This is a genomic window from Olivibacter sp. EAT-5 (genome assembly GCF_044784325.1).
GTDB classification, from domain to species: domain Bacteria; phylum Bacteroidota; class Bacteroidia; order Sphingobacteriales; family Sphingobacteriaceae; genus Olivibacter; species Olivibacter oleidegradans.
Window position 1 is genome coordinate 5,457,605 of sequence record NZ_CP173028.1, and the last position, 17,483, is coordinate 5,475,087.

A 17,483-nucleotide genomic window follows, 5' to 3' on the forward strand; every position below is an offset into this window, starting at 1 on the left:
TTCCCGTTCGTACCTTATTCGACGAATTTTTTAGCGTATCGTAACTTGGTTTGGATTATCGTTCCGCCGCACAGTTCCCGCAGGGATCAGTGGAAATCAAAATCAGGACAAATGCTTGCTTACTTCTTCCATTTCAACCTCAAACTATTGCTTACTACACTTACACTGCTTAATGCCATCGCCGCACCTGCAATCATGGGATTCAGCAAGAAACCATTTATTGGGTAAAGTATACCTGCGGCAACCGGAATACCGATAACATTATAGATAAATGCCCAAAACAAATTTTGTTTAATGGTAGTCACCGTCTGCTTTGACAAGCGGATAGCCTGCGCTATTTTAGTCAAATCTGAGGAAATGATAGTCATTTTCGCAACATCCATTGCAATATCACTTCCTTTTCCCATTGCTATACTTACATCGGCAGTTGCAAGAGCGGTGCTATCGTTGATACCATCACCAACCATCGCCACTAATTTGCCTTGCCTTTGCAATTCTTTTATAAAATCGGCTTTGTCCTGCGGCAAAACCTCGGCCTTGTAGTGCTTAATGCCTGTTTGTTGTGCAATCGCTTTAGCGGTTGCTTTGTTATCACCGGTAAGCATATATAGGTCAATACCCATATCTTGTATTTCCTTGATGGCCTGTATCGAAGTAGCTTTAATTTGGTCAGCAATCGCAATGACAGAAAGTGCTTGTGTGCTATTGGAAAACCAAATAACGGTTTTAGACTGCTCACCCCATTGGCTAGCTTGCTGTAATAGCTGCTCTGCAATAGTAATGTTATTTTCCACCAACAGCTTTTTATTACCGACGTAATAGGTTTCGTTATGATAATCGGCTTTTACGCCTTTACCTGTGATGCTGTCAAACCGTGATAAAGCGGTGGTTTCTATTCCTCCTAAATGTTTTACCACGGCTTCTGCCAATGGATGCTCTGACTGCTTTTCGATACTCAGTAGAATATCTTTGGCTGCATCATCATTATTCAACCACAGCATACCGGTTACCTGCGGTCTGCCTTCCGTAACTGTTCCGGTTTTATCTAATACGATTGCATTTACTTTTTTTGCTAATTCAAGACTTTCTGCATCCTTAATCAAAATACCTTTTTCAGCACCTCTTCCCACACCTACCATAATGGCCGTCGGTGTGGCCAAGCCTAGAGCACAGGGACAGGCAATTACCAGTACCGTAACGGCTGCCAATAAACCTTGTACAACTCCATTATCTCCTCCGAGAATAAACCATAGAAGGAATGTAAAAATGGCAATAGCAATCACGACAGGAACAAAAATACCAGCAATCTTATCTACCAGCTTTTGTACAGGTGCTTTGCTTCCCTGCGCGTCCTGTACCATTTTAATGATTTGTGCAAGCATGGTTTCCTTGCCCACTTTTACCGCTTTGAACCGGAAGCTACCTTTCTGGTTAATGGTACCGGCAAATACTTTTTCGTTTTCCTTCTTTAATACCGGTACAGGCTCACCACTCAACATACTTTCATCTACATAAGATGTTCCCGATATAACCAAACCGTCCACTGCGATTTTTTCTCCTGGTTTTACGAGAATTATATCACCCTCATTCACATCTTCAATCGCTTTTTGTCTTTCATTACCATTAGCTTCAATTACAATAACTGTTTTTGGCTGCAAGCCCATTAGTTTTTTGATCGCGGAAGAGGTATTACCTTTTGCTTTCTCTTCTAATAATTTGCCTAACAGTATGAATGCAACAATGACGGCTGCTGCCTCAAAGTAAACGTGTGCGTGTAATCCTCTTTGATGCCAGAAATCCAAGAAAAGCATATTAAACACGCTGAACAGATAGGCTATACCTGTACTTAGTGCTACCAATGTATCCATATTGGCAGAACGGTGCTTCGTCTGTTTCCACGCGTTGACAAAGAAGTCTTTACCTAACCATAAAACAACAGGGGTTGAGAAAAACCACATTATTTCATTGGCAAAAGGCATATCCATTAAGAACATCCCAATGATCACTACAGGAAGCGATAGTAATACGGCCCATATCGTTTTATTTTTTAGCTTCTTAAATTTATCTGCATGGATAGCTTCTAATGTTTCCTGCTGTTTGGTTTCATCTTCAATCAGTAAATCGTAACCTACTCCTCGAACAGCCTCTTGCAGTTTGGCAGCATTAGTCATATTTGGCAGGTACTCAACCGTAAGATTGCCAGTTGCAAAGTTTACAGCGGCGCTGACAACCCCGTCTTGGTACTTGACAATGCTTTCAGCGCTTGCGGCACAAGAAGCACATGTCATGCCTAATACCGGAAATGAATTTTTGACTGTGGGAACTCCATAGCCTAAATCTTTAATGACCTTCACAGCTTCCCTAATTACGGCGTTATCCGTTACCCTAATAGCTGCCCTGTGGTTATTCAGTTCTACTTGGTGGCTTTCTACTCCACTTATCTGTGCAAGCCCTTTCTCGACTATTAATGCGCAGTGTTCACTTTCTACATCGGTTAATGGAATATAAACTGTTTCTTTAGTCGCCATATGCTGATTGCTTTGTTTTTGCAATACAAAATTGGCAACAATATCACCATGTTTTATTATGAAATTATAGGATTGATTTGTAAGATTTACTTATATCTTGTCCAACAGCTTTGACCATTAATTTGATATTGTTATCAATATGCTAAAAATTAAATGAAAGCTGAGATGGCAATGTTCATCCAAAAGAAAATGCACCAACGTACCTCTAATGGCCCCTCGATAAGGGCTTTGAGCGTTTTCATCGTTTGAACCATATGTTTTTTTATTGCATTTCGACTTATACCCAACTCACGAGCTACTTGATCATAGGTTTTTTGCTCTTCGCGGCAAAGCTTGAATATACGTCGAGCGGTAGGTGTTAAACCATCCAACGTTTCATGCAAATAACGTTGATATTCTTTCAATTGAACTTCGTTTTCTGTCGTTTTTTCATTGGTTGGATAATAGCTCAGTACTTCTACCATCGTAATACGGGAATTGCTTGCCTTTCTTAAAATATTCAGGGTGTGATTTCGAGTGATTGTGAAAAGGTAGGCCTTGAAAGATTTTATTTCCACTAAACTCGCTCGATTATGCCATATTTTAATAAATATCTCCTGACAGACATCTTCGGTTAAATCCGGTGATTTAACATATGCTAAAACAAATGAATAAACCCGTTTAAAGTATTTACCATATAGTGTGTAAAATGCTTTTTCGCTACCATTCGCCAATTTCTTGATTAAGATAGATTCATCGGGATTAAAATAGGCCTTCATCTTTCAAAAATTTGTACCCAACCGTGTAAATAAAAGTATCGCTTATACGAGCGCATTGCTTTTCCCAAAATGTCTTTAAGACAGGTATGATCAGTTAGCTTTTCACAATGCTAGAGAAAAAAAAAGAGTATAACAAACCAGTTACAAACGCAACCGTTTGCGTAAAATAGCAGATTATCTTTTTGACGCTCCGATTCATCGCTCGGAAAAACATCCGAATTAATCGCTAATATAAACGGCCAATCATCCTATCATTTTGATAAAGGCCCTATCAAGATGATAGTTTTTTTTGCAAGACCTAAGAAGGCAAAAAGAATTAAACAACTAAAATACAAGCAATTAAATAAAACAAGACACGATTGGAATGCTTTTGGCACCCTGCGGTCAAAACAATATTAAAAATGAACAAAATCAATCAAGACGAAATTCCGGATATTATCTCCGCCGAGATCCCGGAAATAAAACGCGAGATAAGCGAATTATCAAGGGAAAACCTCGCAGGGGCGCTTCAAGTGGTCGTAAGCTATATTCGCGACCGGATAACCGTACATGAAATTGCGAAGGTCATCTATTCCATCTCCCTTGTAGGCTGGATATACAATTGCGGGAACGAACGAGTTAAAGATCTGATAGAAAATCTATTTGTACGCTCGTTCAACGGCATGCGGAAATTATGCAGTCAATATGAGTGGGGCTTAATTGAGAAACGCATTCCCATAAAACTATTAACAGTATATACCAAGCAGCAGTATTAACTGAACGCTATGAGAAAGTTACGAAGCAAATTGAGAAAAAAAGTCATAAAACCACAATGGAATAGGCCATTTGCTATCCTTATTTCTCTCTTTATTATTTTCATTATCGTCGGTATCATTATCCGTGTGATCAATTAAAAGAAAACAAAAATCATGCTCACCCTTCTTCTAATACTTATCGGCATTCTTTGTTTTGCCCTTTTCTTCAAACTGGTGGATTATTTCGAAAAAATATAAAATCATGACAGCGCTATTTATCATCTCAATTGGTGTTTTTGCATACATTCTGTACGTCTTGCTAAAACCTGAAAAATTCTAAAAATCAATATTCAGTACTTAGGTAAATCCACATTTAGTTAAAAAAAAATGAACACAGAAATATTTGGAGTCGTTTTCATGTTCCTTCTGACTTGCGTCTTAGCGATTCCGTTAGGAAAATATATAGCTAAGGTATATAGTGGCGAACGCACTTGGCTCGACTTCCTTTTTGGCAATATAGAAAACACTATCTATCGACTTGGCAAAATCGATTCAAAACATGAAATGAGCTGGAAACAACATTTAGTTGCTTTATTGACTATAAATTCCATATGGTTCCTTGTCGGTATGTTTATTTTGATGAATCAAGACTGGCTTCCCTTAAATCCGGACACTAATCCGGCCATGTCTGCTCATTTAGCATTTAACACGGTTATCTCCTTTGTGGTCAATTGCAACTTACAACACTATTCGGGAGAAAGTGGTCTGAGTTATTTAGGAGAACTTTGGCTGATGTTTTTGCAATTTGTAAGCGCGGGAACCGGAATGGCTGCAGCAGCCGTATTATTTAATGCACTTAAGGAACGAACTACAGACAAGCTCGGAAACTTTTACGTGTATTTCCTGAAATCTTGTACACGTATTTTACTTCCCATTTCACTTCTCGTGGCTATCCTACTTGTATTTAATGGTACACCTATGACTTTCGAAGGGAAAGATACAATGATTTCGTTGCAGGGAGATACGGTTCAGGTTGCTAGAGGACCCGCTGCCAGTTTTATTGCTATTAAGCATGTTGGAACCAATGGTGGAGGCTTCTTTGGTGCAAATTCAGCACATCCCTTTGAAAACCCTAATTATCTGACCAATATGGTAGAAATGGTCGCGCAAATGATTATCCCATTAGCCATGATTTTTGCATTGGGCTATTATTTAAACCGGAAGAAGCTTTCCTATATGATTTTTGCCACCATGACGGCTGGGTTCTTAGCTCTAGCTATTCCAAACGTACTCATGGAGATGCGAGGTAATCCTGCGATTGGAAGCATGGGAATTGACAATGCCTTAGGCGCTATGGAGGGTAAAGAAATTAGGTTTGGAGCCGCGGCCTCGGGATTTTGGAGCATCGCCACCACTGTCATTTCCACCGGCTCCGTGAATGCTATGCATGACAGTACCATGCCGTTATCCGGCATGAACGAATTGTTAGCGATGATTACCAATAGCTTTTATGGAGGTGTGGGTGCAGGCATACTGAATTTTTATATCTTCATTATTCTCGCTGTTTTTATTAGTGGATTAATGGTAGGTCGCACACCCGAGTTTTTGGGAAAAAAGGTAGAAGCCCGAGAGGTAAAAATAGCCATTATTATTGCGCTTGTACATCCCTTTCTAATACTAGCCGGTACGGCCTTATCGGTTGCCTTACCTCAACTTACACTAAGCACGTTAAATAATCCCGGTTTTCATGGCTTCAGCGAAATGCTTTACGAATTTACTTCTTCATCCGCAAATAATGGCAGTGGATTTGAAGGACTTGGGGATAACACACCCTGGTGGAATATCAGTACAGGTATTGTATTAATTCTTTCACGATTTATTCCCATTATTGGTCCGGTTGCTATCGCCGGCTTACTTGCCAACAAAAAGTATACACCCGAAAGCGCGGGAACATTAAAGACGGATACAGCAACTTTTGGCTTGATGGTATTTGCTGTCATTGTGATCATTGCCGCGCTTACTTTCTTTCCCGCATTAGCATTAGGGCCTATTGCAGAATATTTTACCATGAGATAAATGACAGTCTATTACTTGGTGGAAGGCAATCAGAACAAAAAATTATTTACAAATGAAATCAGAAAAAAAATCACTGTTTCAACAAGAGCTCGTTAGTGAAGCTTTTAAACAGTCGTTCATAAAACTCAGTCCCCGGATCATGTTCCGCAATCCCGTTATGTTTACGGTGGAGATAGGGACCTTTGTCATGTTCGGTGTATGCATTTGGACACTCATGGGCGAGAAATCGCAAGGGAGCATTGCCTACAATCTATCTATTTTCTTTGTGCTTTTTATAACCCTCCTTTTTGCCAATTTTGCAGAGGCTATAGCAGAAGCACGAGGTAAAGCCCAGGCCGACTCATTGAGAAGGACCCGGGAGGAGACTCCAGCCAAACGTTTGGCACCCGATGGCAGCATTACGCAAATCGCGTCTTCCTCCCTTCGAAAAGGAGATGTTTTCTTTTGCGAGGCGGGGGATATCATACCTACCGACGGCGAAATTATTGAAGGCTTAGCAACAATTGACGAAAGTGCCATCACCGGTGAATCGGCTCCGGTTATCCGCGAAGCAGGAGGCGATAAAAGCAGTGTAACCGGCGGAACGAAGGTCTTGTCTGATCGCATCCGCGTACGCGTAACAACAGAACCGGGAGAGAGTTTCCTCGATAAGATGATTGCATTGGTAGAAGGGGCTAGTAGGCAAAAAACGCCTAATGAAATTGCATTGACTATTTTGCTTGCGGGTTTCACTTTGGTATTTATTATTGTTTGTGTTACGCTAAAACCATTTGCTGACTATGCAAATACACCGATCACCATTGCTGCGTTTATCTCCTTGTTCGTATGTTTAATACCTACGACCATCGGTGGACTGCTAAGCGCCATCGGAATTGCGGGCATGGACCGTGCTTTGCGAGCCAACGTCATCACGAAGAGCGGTAAAGCCGTAGAAACCGCGGGCGACATTGATGTATTATTGTTGGATAAAACAGGTACCATAACGATTGGCAACCGAAAGGCAACGCACTTTTACCCCGCCCAAGGCGTGGATGATAAACGATTTATAAGGGCTGCGGTTCTGAGTTCATTAGCGGATGAGACTCCCGAGGGCAAATCGATCATTGAATTGTCCATAAATCCTGAATACAAATTTGCTGCCATGGGTACTACCCTATTGAGTGAAGCTTCAAAAAATCGAAGCAAACTGCAATTTATTGGCTTTACGGCCGAAACGAGATGTTCGGGGGTTGATCTCGAAGATGCGACCAAAATACGGAAAGGAGCGACCGATACAATACGGAACTTAGTCGAAAAAAGTGGAAACAACTTTCCGAAAGAAATAATCGGCCGTGTTGAGGAAATTTCTTCAAACGGAGGAACACCCTTGATCGTTTCTGAAGAGGACGCCACGGGAAATGTACAGGTTCTAGGCGTCATAGAACTTCAAGACATTATTAAGCCAGGCATTCAGGAGCGTTTCTCCCGGCTTCGAAAAATGGGTATCAAAACGGTCATGGTGACCGGGGACAATCCATTAACTGCCAAATTTATCGCAAATAAGGCTGGAGTGGACGACTTTATTGCAGAAGCGAAACCAGAAGATAAGATGAACTATATCCGAAAGGAACAAGCTTCCGGTAGGCTGGTAGCTATGATGGGTGACGGAACAAATGATGCGCCCGCTCTTGCACAAGCAGACGTAGGAGTTGCCATGAACAGTGGTACGCAGGCGGCGAAAGAAGCTGGCAATATGGTGGATTTGGATAACGACCCTACCAAGCTGATTGAAATTGTAGAGATTGGAAAACAGTTACTTATGACTCGAGGTACGCTAACCACGTTTTCGATAGCTAACGACGTGGCAAAATATTTTGCGATCATTCCTGCGTTGTTCATCAGCGCGATTCCCGCCTTGCAGGGACTTAATATTATGGACTTGCACAGCCCGGAAAGCGCTATACTTTCTGCTGTTATTTTCAACGCAATTATTATCCCCCTCCTCATTCCATTAGCGTTAAAAGGTGTCGCCTATAAACCGATCGGCGCCAGTGCCCTTTTAAGGAGAAATCTTTTCATCTATGGATTGGGAGGCATCATCATACCTTTTATCGGCATCAAGTTGATCGACGTTATGGTAGCACTGTTTATATAGAAGTTAGAACAAATCATCATGAAGAAGAATCTTTTTTCAGCAATTACATTAACCGTCTTAACCATCATACTCTTTTCCGGAGTGTATACAAGTGTAGTATGGGCCATTGCACAAATTTCACCGAATCGCGGAGAAGGTGAGATCGTTTTAATAGACGGAAAAAAATACTACACGAACATTGGCCAGTCGTTCACGGTAGACAAGTACTTTTATTCTCGGCCATCAGCGGTTGACTATAATGCGGCTGGCTCTGCCGGCAGTAATAAGGGGCCATCAAATCCGGAATACTTAGCAACTGTTCAAGCGCGCATCGATACACTATTAAAGCATAATCCGGGAATTCGGAAAGCAGATATCCCGGTTGATTTGGTAACTGCAAGCGGTAGCGGTTTGGATCCCAATATCAGCGTTAAAGCTGCACAGGTGCAGATACAACGAATTGCCCGTATCCGTGGTATCGCTCCAGAAAAGATTGCTTCGTTAATCGCGAATCACACGGAAAAACCCGTATTGGGCATGTTAGGACCCGAAAAAATCAATGTCCTTAAACTTAATTTAGCTTTAGATCATATACAATAACGATTTAATTATCAAAATGAAACAAATCATTAGTGCCCTCGCATTTTTACTAAGTACACTCCATATATTCGCGCAAAACGATCATCAATCGCCGTTGACAATAAGTGGCTACGCTGAAATTTATTACTTGCATGATTTCAATCGTCCGTTGAGCAACACACGCCCCGGCTTTGTGTACAGCCACAATCGTACGGATGAGGTTAACGTAAATCTAGCTTTTGTAAAGGCGAATTATACAAACGACAGGCTTCGCGCAAATGTGGCGCTCGCAGCGGGCACTTATATGAATGCCAACTATGCTGCTGAAACGGGTGTACTTAAAAACATCTATGAGGCCAATGTAGGTATAAAACTTTCAAAGCGTCATGAGCTTTGGCTTGATGCAGGGATTATGCCTTCTCATATTGGATTTGAAAGTGCTATTGGAAAAGATAATTGGACCTTAACAAGAAGCCTACTAGCAGATAACTCGCCCTATTTTGAGACAGGCACAAAATTGAATTATACCAGTGCAGATGGCAAGTGGTACCTAGCAGCACTTTATCTTAATGGTTGGCAGCGTATCCAACGGGTAGACGGTAACACAACGCCTGCATTTGGTCATCAGCTTACCTTCAAAGCCAACGATGCCATTACCCTAAATAGTAGTTCTTTTATAGGAAGTGACAAAGCAGACAGCGTACGACAGATGCGTTACTTTCATAACTTTTATGCGCAATTCCAGCTGAATGAACGTCTCGGTATTATTGCGGGCTTCGATTTCGGAGCTGAACAGGAGGAAAAAGGCAGCAGCAAATATCATACATGGTATACCCCCATCATCATCGCCCGCTATGGCCTTACACAAAATCTTTCTATTACTGCTCGTGGAGAATATTATCAAGATAAAGAGGGTGTAATAATTTCAACCGAAAACCCGGCAGGATTTAGTACTTGGGGTTATTCCATGAATGTCGATTATCAATTGTTTCCAAATGTAGTCTGGAGAACGGAAATCAGACGGCTGGCAAGTAAAGATGAGATTTTCATTAAACGGAACCAATCGGCCACTTCTAACAGTACGACGCTTGCAACAGCACTTGCATTGAGCTTTTAATACTTATTGGCCACTTCCGATAATATAATGCATCAACACATGAAGATAACGTCAATTACATCTATTTTTGGTGAAAGGAATACGTTATCTTCTATAAGTAGACATATCATTTCTTCAATAGCAAGCAAATGGAAGAAGAGAACCAACAAGCTGCACATTTTCTCGACCTGATAAAGAAATCACGGCAGGGAAAGTTCAAAGTGTATATAGGAATGAGCGCAGGCGTAGGCAAAACCTATAGAATGCTGCAGGAAGCACATATGCTACTTAGAAACGGCATAGATGTAAAGATCGCTTATGTAGAAACCCATAACCGTACGGAAACGCAAGCCTTGTTGGCAGGTTTACCGATTATCCAACGACGCAAACTATTTTACCGAGGCAAGGAACTAGAAGAATTAGATGTTCAGGGCGTACTAAATTTAAGGCCGGAAGTCGTCATCATTGATGAATTGGCACATACCAATATAGAAGGAAGCAAGAATGAAAAACGATGGCAAGATGTTTTGGAAATTATTGAATCCGGTATCAACGTCATCAGCGCTGTCAATATTCAGCATATTGAAAGCTTAAATGATGACATACGAAAAATTACAGGAATTGAAGTTAAAGAGCGTATTCCTGACAAAATTATCACATTAGCCGATGAGGTTGTCAACATTGATTTGACAGCGGACGAACTAATCGATCGCTTAAAAGAAGGGAAGATTTATACGGCAGACAAGATAGAAACCGCTTTACAGAATTTTTTTAGGAATGACCATATCCTTCAATTACGGGAGCTCGCATTAAAGGAAGTGGCGGGCCATGTCGAACGAAAAGTTGACGCCGTAGTGCCACCATTAGAGGCGTTGCGATCCGAGCGCTTCCTGGCCTGTATTAGTAGCAATGAACAAAAAGCGAAAACGGTCATCCGTAAAACGGCTAGGTTAGCCAGCTATTACAATGGACAATGGTATGTGCTCTATGTGCAAACGCCCAAAGAGGCTACCGTAAAAATACCTTTGGATAAACAACGTTATCTCATTAACAATTTGAAACTCGCAACAGAATTGGGCGGAACGGTATTGCAGATACAACATAAAAATGTACCGCTTGCTATCTCTGAATTAGCGATCAAGTACAAAGTAACCACAGTCTGTATCGGCAAACCGCGTCTCAATCTGTTTCGCATTATTTTAGCAACGGGTATCTTCAATCAATTATTAAGAAAATTATCTGACAATGATATCGATCTTATTATTTTATCTTGATCCTACTAAATTGTAACGTGTATACTTGTCTAACGAACGTCGCATATAGGAATGTTAAAAAAAACCGAATGAAAACGAAGACTAAACTTACCTTGGGAGTAGGACTTCTCTTTTTGTTGATCGTACTGCTTTCTGTCATTAGCATTTGGTACGTCAATGCATTAAAGAAGGACACAGAGAATATCTTAGTCGCCAATTATAAAACCTTGGCGTATTCGAGACAAATGTTGATCGCACTCGACGATATTCCCGAACGTGCAGGTTCATTGGATACCTTTCGATCAAATCTTGAAAAACAACTGGCTAATCTCACTGAACCGGGAGAAGGAGAAGCGACGAACAAACTAAAAGCGCATTTTAACGAGCTTATTCGCGACTCAGGAAAAAACGACGCCTATTATAAATTAATAAGACAAGATATAGGTGAGATCATGCGACTCAACATGAATGCCATCGCTCGCAAAAGCGATGCTGCTTCTCTAACCGCTGAAAATGCCAACATATGGATAGGTACTACCGGCGCCCTTTGTTTTATTATTGCTTTTACCTTGTTAATAAATTTACCGGGGAACATTGCCAATCCAATTCGGGAGCTCACCAATAGCATTAGGGAAATTACTGCCCATAACTACCATCAGCGGGTGCATTTTGAAAGCAATAACGAATTTGGGGAGCTGGCTCATTCCTTCAATATCATGGCAGAAAAGTTAGAAGAATACGCCGGGAGCAACCTGTCGCGACTTCTAATGGAAAAGAAGCGGATAGAAACGTTGATTAACAATATGCACGATCCGGTTATCGGTTTGGATGAAAATCAGGTAGTGATCTTTACAAACAATGAGGCCTTACAAATAGTAGGTTTTAAGAAAGAAGAAGTTATAGGAAAAAAAATAATCGAGCTTGCGTTGTATAACGACCTCTTACGTCTACTCGCAAAAGATTTAAACCTTCAAGAGACGAAGCCAACCAAAAAAGAACCCATCAAGATTTTTGCAGATGGCAAGGAGAGCTTCTTCGAAAAGGAACATATCCCAATAAATATCGTCCCTACGGGCGAAACTAGGCCGCAATTTATCGGCCATGTGATTATGCTTAAGAATATCACTCCGTTTAGAGAACTTGATTTGGCTAAAACTAATTTTATTGCAACAGTTTCCCATGAATTGAAGACGCCCATTTCATCAATCAAGATGAGCTTAGAACTGCTGAACAACAAACTTACCGGGTCATTAAATAACGAACAACAGCAGTTGGTAGCCGGAATTGCGGAAGATAGTAATCGGTTATTACGGATAACCGGTGAGCTCTTAAATATGTCGCAAGTGGAAACGGGAAATATACAATTGAACCTTCGGCAAAGCAAACCTGAAGAGATTCTTCATTATGCATTGTCAGCAGTACAAACTGCCGCCGATCATAAAATGATCCACTTCGATCTGCAAGTAGAAGATCCATTACCGAACGTGAAAGTAGATCCCGAAAAAACAGCGTGGGTCCTGACAAATTTTTTAAGCAATGCCATTCGTTACTCGCCCGAACAGGGCACCATTATTATTTCAATCCGTTTGGAGGCTAAGGTGTTACGCTTCAGTGTAAAGGATAATGGCAGAGGCATTGACGAGCGGTATACGCAACGCATTTTTGAACGCTATTTTCAAATTCCCGGTAGTAATCGCTCGGGCTCGGGTTTAGGCTTAGCAATTAGCAAAGAGTTTATAGAAGCACAGGGAGGTGAAATCGGTGTCGAAAGTGCGCTCGGTATTGGCAGCACTTTTTATTTCAGTTTTCCAGTTTAGTGGCGTAACTTTCGTTATATTGGCCTATCTAATCTGTTCATTTAATACTACTATGCAATGACAGGAAAGAGAATCGTTATCGTGGGTGCAAGTTCCGGCATTGGCAGCGTTTTAGCAACGCTTTTAGCGGCCAAGGGCAATGCTCTCGGTATTACCGGAAGACGTGGTGCATTGTTGTATGAATTAAAAAACAAGTATCCGGGCAATATTTATGTCTCTTCATTTGACATTCAAGAAACCCACACCTGCCCTGGGTATCTCGAAGAATTAGTGCAGCAGATGGGCGGCCTGGATCTGTTAATTATAAGTGCAGGAAACGGAGAAGTGAATGAGGCGCTTGATTTTTCTGTGGAAAATGAAATGATAGCACTTAATGTGTGTGGCTTCACCTGTGTGGCCGATTGGGCTTTCAATTATTTCCTTCAACAAGGTTACGGGCATCTGGTCGCCATCACCTCCCTTGCAGGCTTACGAGGTAGCAGACAGGCCCCCGCTTATAGTGCTACTAAAGCTTACCAAATTCGGTACTTAGAAAGTCTTCGCCAAAAAGCTTTTCATTTGCAAAAAGAGATTATTGTTACTGATATTTGCCCGGGCTTTGTAGACACGCCTATGGCCAAATCGCCCGTTAAATTTTGGGTAGCGCCTGTCGAAAAAGCAGCGAAGCAGATCGTCCAAGCGATTGACAGAAGGAAGAACACGGCGTACATAACCCGTCGATGGCAAATTATTGCATGGATATACCGTTATTTACCCGACTTTATACATAAGCGTTTGTAATTTTCTATATTAAGTAGACCCAATTAAAATTATTGTATTTGGTTTCAGTCACTTAGTGGTTGCGCAGCAAATATCATTTGACAAATTGAAACTTAGGACTATATTTGCAGCGCATTCAAGTTGATACCAACATCGGGGTGTAGCGTAGCCCGGTATCGCGCCACATTTGGGATGTGGAGGTCGTAGGTTCGAATCCTGCCACCCCGACTTCACGGGACAAAGCAGAAATTTCTGCTTTTGTCCCGTTTTTTTTTACATTCAACTTTCTGTTAATCAGATTGATGTATTGTATAAACTCGTTACGTCTAGCGGTTCGAACTTGCCCATCATTAAAAACGATATTTTCAGGGAAAATTGAACCAATTTCTTTTCTTACTTCACCCAAACAATCATTATTTAGAGCTTCATTTATTTCATTAATCTTTATAATCCCTTGTTTTATAGTATTTTGTATGTCATCAGTATCGTAATTTATCCTTGTCAATTGGGCTTCTAGAACAGAAATTTTTGATGTATACTGTGATTTCATTACTCTATAATCATCAGCATCAATTTGCCGTGTAGCTAAAAGGTCTCTCGTATGAGATAGTCTTTCCTCGTAGTCCTTAATTTCTAACAGGATTTGTTTTTTTTCTGAATGAACTTCGTTTGTCTGTTCCAAATAATTTTTAGCAATAATCTCTTGATAAAATGCTGGGTCAGCTATTTTTGGTATGGAGTTTTTTAATTCTTCCAAAATTAAATCATTTACCTTTTCAGCATTAACTCGATGTGTACATCCACCTACACAATGATAATAAGCGTAATATTTATTACGGCCTTTAGATTTACTGCCTGTCAGGAGTTTTTCGCATTCTGGACATATCAAAAAGCCTCTCATCGGAAACTCATCATGAGTGGTGATTTTTGGGCGATAGTTTCTGCCTCTACCATCCAATATTTCTTGAACTTCATAGTAAAGGGATTCCGATATTATTGCCTTGTGTTGGCCTTCTACAAACTTACTTTCTTCATCTTTAAATTGAGGAACAAAGATTTTCCCACAATACAATGGATTTCTAATTACTTGCCAAAATGCATTTTTACTGCATCTTAATCCTTTTTCTTTCGACATTTTCCAAACCTGCTCAGTATTATATGTTCCTTTTGAAATCTCCTGAAATGCCCATTTTAAAGTTGTTGCATCTGGTTCTTTTGGTGCAATATATTTTTTTCCGTTCTCTTCTGATTTATTCTCATAGGCTACAGGAGCTAATCCCATATATCGCCCTTCTTTTTTTGCTCGTCTCATACCATAAAAAACATTTAGTGCACGACGATCATTCTCCACCTCTGGAGCTGCCAGGTAAAATGCCAGCATCATTTTGTTTTCTGGAATTGAAAGATCCAACGGCTGTTCGATGGCTTGAGGCTCAACCCCTAAAGCTCGAAGAACGTTAATCATTTGGTAAGCATCACCAGCATTCCGGCTAAATCGATCCCATTTGGTAAAAAGTATAAGATTAACATTGTTTTTTTTCTTTTTTAAAGTCAATACAATATTTTTCCATGCCGGTCTGTTAAAAGATTTCGCTGAGTGATCCTCGTAAATAACATTGCGAATCTGTATAGACTGATTGTTGCAGTATTTTCGCAACATCTCTTCCTGATTTCTTTGTGAATATCCTTTGTCCGCTTGTTCATCGGTACTTACACGAATATATAAGTCTGCTATGTATGCCATCTTTTCAAGAAATTAACTCTTTAAACATTATCGAAGTAAACCAACGTGACCTTCAATTTTAAATTTGTAATTGAGATGTATCTTGAAAAAGTATCTCCATTATTCCATTTGTCTCTTGATGGCTGTATTTGGCTTTTAATAGCACTAATTTACAGCTTTGAACGATATAAAACCTTATAATTCAGTAATATTAGCTTGTTTTTTTGAAAAAAATAACAAAAAAAACTCCTAGCTTGTAGGAGTTTAATCTGTGACAGTCCTGTCAGAAAAATTTAATTTTTTAGTGTTTTTGACCCTATTTTTAGCTACAAATAGTTAACAGTCTTAATCATTGTAATAATAGCTTAATTTTAATATGTTGTTTAGTTTAGAATACTCTATTCCATTTTCAAAAGGTTTAATTTTTTCAGGGAATAGCATATTAACTATTGCTCTGAAATCTTCGCTATTGCCATCTTTTAACACCTTGTCTAATTGTAAAAAAGCTTCTATACCATGGTGTAATAACTTTTTGATATCAGGAACCTTTCCACCAAGGATAACTAATTTTTCATTCAATTGCTCTATTGATCCTTTGTATTGCGCTTTTATATCATGATAGTCAGAAGCGTCTATTTTATCTGTAGCCAATAAATCCCTGATATGCGACATTCTATTTTCAAATTCTTTAATCTGTACTAGCGTCTGCTTTTTAGAAATCTGTATATCCTTGGTCAATTCGTAATAAGTTTCCACCAGTATACTATGGTAAATGGTTATTATTTCTTTTTTAGGAATATACTTGCGTAGTTCTAATTCAAAAAAGTGCATTAGCTTCTCTGTATTAATTCGGTACGAGCATCCTTGAAAACAATGGTAGTAAGTATAATATTTATGCCTGCCTTTTGATTTGCTACCGGTAAGCAATTTTCCACATTGAGGACAGATTACAAAACCTCTTAATGGAAAATCATTTCGACTTTCTATTTTTGGTCTGTACTTTCTACCACGACCATCTAAAACTTCCTGTACCTGTTCAAAAATATTGTCCGTGATAATAGCATCATGTTGCCCTTCAACAAAACAGCTTTCTTCATCCTTAAACGCCGGAATGAAGATTTTACCGCAGTAGATAGGGTTTCTTATCACTTGCCAAAATGCATTCTTACTACATTTTAATCCTTTTTCTCTTGATTTTTTCCAAATTTGTTCTGTATTAAATACTCCTTTTGCTAGTTGTTCAAATGCCCATGTAATTATCGTCGCATCAGGTTCTTTCGGGACAATATATTTATTGCCAGTTTCATCTATACGATTTAAATATCCAACAGGAGCCAATCCCATATATCGACCTTCTTTTTTCGCTCGTCTCATTCCATAAAAGACATTCAATGCCCTTCTATCATTTTCAACTTCAGGAGCGGCCAAATAAAAGGCAAGCATCATTTTATTTTCTGGAATGGAAAGATCTAATGGTTGTTCAATTGCTTGTGGTTCTGCATTGAGATCACGAAGTTGATTTATCATTTGATAAGCGTCCCCAGCATTTCTACTAAACCGATCCCATTTTGTAAAAAGTATAAGGTCAATTTGATTCTTACTCTTTTTTAAATTTTGAAGCAGTTTCTTCCATTCAGGTCTATTAAATGACTTAGCTGAATGATCTTCATAGATTACATTTCGTATTTCTATAGAATGGTTATCACAGTATTTACGCAACATTTCCTCCTGGTTGCGTTGCGAGTAACCTTTATCCGCCTGCTCATCTGTACTCACACGAACATATAAATCTGCTAACGGATCTCTACTACCATTCATATCTCCAGATATTTTCTAACAACAACACGAGCCAGCTTTCTTAGAAAAAACAATACCTTCGCGGCCTCATCTCTTTCCAATTCATTTTTACCATTTTTTAAAACTTTTGCAAGCTTTTCGGGAGTCAATTTTGTATTTTGAATGCTCTCTTTCATCTCCAAAAAATTTGATAATCATAGAAAGCTAAACTATTGAAGATTTACATGACAACCCTATCAGTTGCTTCTAT

At 39.8% G+C, this 17,483-nt stretch carries 13 protein-coding genes, 1 tRNA gene and 1 pseudogene; 10 read left to right on the forward strand and 5 right to left on the reverse strand.

Going from position 1 to position 17,483, the window contains the following annotated elements:
- Window positions 1-119: 119 nt before the first annotated feature.
- Window positions 120-2,528: a heavy metal translocating P-type ATPase gene (locus tag ACH11B_RS22835; RefSeq protein WP_377610494.1), complete on the reverse strand. Its 2,409-nt coding sequence runs from the start codon at window positions 2,526-2,528 to the stop codon at window positions 120-122.
- A gap of 149 nt (window positions 2,529-2,677) precedes the next feature.
- On the reverse strand, window positions 2,678-3,286 hold the full coding sequence (locus ACH11B_RS22840; protein ID WP_289551635.1) for an RNA polymerase sigma factor: 609 nt from the start codon (window positions 3,284-3,286) through the stop codon (window positions 2,678-2,680).
- Between the two features lie 401 nt (window positions 3,287-3,687).
- Between ACH11B_RS22840 and ACH11B_RS22845 the strand changes: the two genes are divergently transcribed.
- From ACH11B_RS22845 to ACH11B_RS22890, 10 genes are all read left to right on the forward strand, one after another.
- The gene (locus tag ACH11B_RS22845; protein WP_013667489.1) at window positions 3,688-4,041 is read left to right on the forward strand and encodes a hypothetical protein; all 354 of its coding nucleotides are present in this window, start codon (window positions 3,688-3,690) and stop codon (window positions 4,039-4,041) included.
- Between the two features lie 241 nt (window positions 4,042-4,282).
- Window positions 4,283-4,360, forward strand: a complete 78-nt coding sequence (locus tag ACH11B_RS22850; RefSeq protein WP_354004802.1) for a potassium-transporting ATPase subunit F — start codon at window positions 4,283-4,285, stop codon at window positions 4,358-4,360.
- 47 nt (window positions 4,361-4,407) lie between these two features.
- Complete coding sequence (gene kdpA / locus ACH11B_RS22855; RefSeq protein ID WP_377610496.1) at window positions 4,408-6,096, forward strand: potassium-transporting ATPase subunit KdpA; 1,689 nt, start codon at window positions 4,408-4,410, stop codon at window positions 6,094-6,096.
- 52 nt (window positions 6,097-6,148) lie between these two features.
- On the forward strand, window positions 6,149-8,230 hold the full coding sequence (gene kdpB / locus ACH11B_RS22860; protein WP_377610498.1) for a potassium-transporting ATPase subunit KdpB: 2,082 nt from the start codon (window positions 6,149-6,151) through the stop codon (window positions 8,228-8,230).
- Window positions 8,231-8,248: 18 nt separating this feature from the next.
- Window positions 8,249-8,809 (forward strand): K(+)-transporting ATPase subunit C, encoded by a 561-nt coding sequence (locus ACH11B_RS22865; protein WP_130855371.1) that lies wholly within the window; start codon window positions 8,249-8,251, stop codon window positions 8,807-8,809.
- Window positions 8,810-8,825: 16 nt separating this feature from the next.
- The gene (locus ACH11B_RS22870; RefSeq protein ID WP_377610500.1) at window positions 8,826-9,905 is read left to right on the forward strand and encodes a porin; all 1,080 of its coding nucleotides are present in this window, start codon (window positions 8,826-8,828) and stop codon (window positions 9,903-9,905) included.
- Window positions 9,906-10,033: 128 nt separating this feature from the next.
- Complete coding sequence (locus ACH11B_RS22875; protein WP_013667494.1) at window positions 10,034-11,158, forward strand: sensor protein KdpD; 1,125 nt, start codon at window positions 10,034-10,036, stop codon at window positions 11,156-11,158.
- Window positions 11,159-11,226: 68 nt separating this feature from the next.
- A complete protein-coding gene (locus ACH11B_RS22880; RefSeq protein ID WP_377610502.1) occupies window positions 11,227-12,954 on the forward strand; it encodes an ATP-binding protein in 1,728 nt (575 codons plus the stop codon).
- Window positions 12,955-13,011: 57 nt separating this feature from the next.
- Window positions 13,012-13,734: an SDR family NAD(P)-dependent oxidoreductase gene (locus ACH11B_RS22885; RefSeq protein WP_013667496.1), complete on the forward strand. Its 723-nt coding sequence runs from the start codon at window positions 13,012-13,014 to the stop codon at window positions 13,732-13,734.
- Between the two features lie 133 nt (window positions 13,735-13,867).
- A tRNA-Pro gene (locus ACH11B_RS22890) sits at window positions 13,868-13,941 on the forward strand.
- A 574-nt stretch (window positions 13,942-14,515) separates the two neighbouring features.
- On the opposite strand, the pseudogene ACH11B_RS22895 reads toward ACH11B_RS22890, so the two are convergent.
- From ACH11B_RS22895 to ACH11B_RS22905, 3 genes and pseudogenes are all read right to left on the reverse strand, one after another.
- Window positions 14,516-15,457, reverse strand: a pseudogene (locus ACH11B_RS22895) (recombinase family protein); the annotation flags it as partial.
- Between the two features lie 324 nt (window positions 15,458-15,781).
- Window positions 15,782-17,254: a recombinase family protein gene (locus ACH11B_RS22900; RefSeq protein ID WP_377610504.1), complete on the reverse strand. Its 1,473-nt coding sequence runs from the start codon at window positions 17,252-17,254 to the stop codon at window positions 15,782-15,784.
- On the reverse strand, window positions 17,251-17,409 hold the full coding sequence (locus ACH11B_RS22905) for a hypothetical protein (RefSeq protein WP_377610506.1): 159 nt from the start codon (window positions 17,407-17,409) through the stop codon (window positions 17,251-17,253). The genes ACH11B_RS22900 and ACH11B_RS22905 overlap by 4 nt, the downstream gene beginning before the upstream one ends.
- Window positions 17,410-17,483 lie beyond the last annotated feature (74 nt).

What these genes read in the sequence shown, in the direction of transcription:
- ACH11B_RS22835 (WP_377610494.1), bottom strand. Translation starts at nt 2,528, where the DNA reads ATGGCGACTAAAGAAACAGTTTATATTCCATTAACCGATGTAGAAAGT.
- ACH11B_RS22840 (WP_289551635.1), bottom strand. Translation starts at nt 3,286, where the DNA reads ATGAAGGCCTATTTTAATCCCGATGAATCTATCTTAATCAAGAAATTG.
- ACH11B_RS22845 (WP_013667489.1), top strand. Translation starts at nt 3,688, where the DNA reads ATGAACAAAATCAATCAAGACGAAATTCCGGATATTATCTCCGCCGAG.
- ACH11B_RS22850 (WP_354004802.1), top strand. Translation starts at nt 4,283, where the DNA reads ATGACAGCGCTATTTATCATCTCAATTGGTGTTTTTGCATACATTCTG.
- kdpA (WP_377610496.1), top strand. Translation starts at nt 4,408, where the DNA reads ATGAACACAGAAATATTTGGAGTCGTTTTCATGTTCCTTCTGACTTGC.
- kdpB (WP_377610498.1), top strand. Translation starts at nt 6,149, where the DNA reads ATGAAATCAGAAAAAAAATCACTGTTTCAACAAGAGCTCGTTAGTGAA.
- ACH11B_RS22865 (WP_130855371.1), top strand. Translation starts at nt 8,249, where the DNA reads ATGAAGAAGAATCTTTTTTCAGCAATTACATTAACCGTCTTAACCATC.
- ACH11B_RS22870 (WP_377610500.1), top strand. Translation starts at nt 8,826, where the DNA reads ATGAAACAAATCATTAGTGCCCTCGCATTTTTACTAAGTACACTCCAT.
- ACH11B_RS22875 (WP_013667494.1), top strand. Translation starts at nt 10,034, where the DNA reads ATGGAAGAAGAGAACCAACAAGCTGCACATTTTCTCGACCTGATAAAG.
- ACH11B_RS22880 (WP_377610502.1), top strand. Translation starts at nt 11,227, where the DNA reads ATGAAAACGAAGACTAAACTTACCTTGGGAGTAGGACTTCTCTTTTTG.
- ACH11B_RS22885 (WP_013667496.1), top strand. Translation starts at nt 13,012, where the DNA reads ATGACAGGAAAGAGAATCGTTATCGTGGGTGCAAGTTCCGGCATTGGC.
- ACH11B_RS22900 (WP_377610504.1), bottom strand. Translation starts at nt 17,254, where the DNA reads ATGAATGGTAGTAGAGATCCGTTAGCAGATTTATATGTTCGTGTGAGT.
- ACH11B_RS22905 (WP_377610506.1), bottom strand. Translation starts at nt 17,409, where the DNA reads ATGAAAGAGAGCATTCAAAATACAAAATTGACTCCCGAAAAGCTTGCA.